The 451-nt window shown below is 41.0% G+C and carries 2 protein-coding genes; both read right to left on the bottom strand.

The window, feature by feature from the left end; translation table 11 throughout:
- Window positions 1–188 (bottom strand): SDR family NAD(P)-dependent oxidoreductase (locus F7Q96_RS26605; protein WP_151023668.1); only part of this gene is annotated, 188 nt, incomplete at its 3' end.
- A gap of 15 nt (window positions 189–203) precedes the next feature.
- On the bottom strand, window positions 204–451 hold a 248-nt coding region (locus F7Q96_RS26600; protein WP_151023666.1), incomplete at its 5' end, for an alpha/beta fold hydrolase.

The raw sequence follows: 451 nt of genomic DNA, 5'->3' as shown, positions 1-451 counted from the left end.
TTGGTAAAAATATTGGCATGTGGAAATTTTTCTAAAATATAGTGCTTAGAAGCATTTAAACGTTCTTCATCGCGACCACACCAAGCAACTTTTGCACCCTCTGCAACTAGTATTTCAACAGCAGCCAGCCCAATCCCAGATGAGCCACCGGTAACAACTGCAACTTTTCCTTCAACTTGGAAGCTCATAATCCTTAATCTCTCTTACGATTGTTCCTGAATCGTCAACATAATTTGGTTAAATGCTTGCGGTTGGTCGACATAACTTAAATGTCCTGCATCTTCTATGACGAAGCGCTGTTCCAACTGCAATTCCTGAGCAAGCTCTTGTATACCTAACGCAGGAGTGATTTGATCTTGCTGCCCTGCAATGACTGTGCATGGGACTTTTAAATCGGTTAAATAATTACGTATTTCGTCATATGCCAGTAAGTACGATGCATGTGTGAAAC

The sequence above is a fragment of the Cupriavidus gilardii genome (genome assembly GCF_008801915.1).
GTDB classification, from domain to species: Bacteria; Pseudomonadota; Gammaproteobacteria; order Burkholderiales; family Burkholderiaceae; genus Cupriavidus; species Cupriavidus gilardii.
The sequence above is the reverse complement of the archived record's forward strand: the minus strand, read 5'-3'. Positions and strand labels throughout refer to the sequence as shown.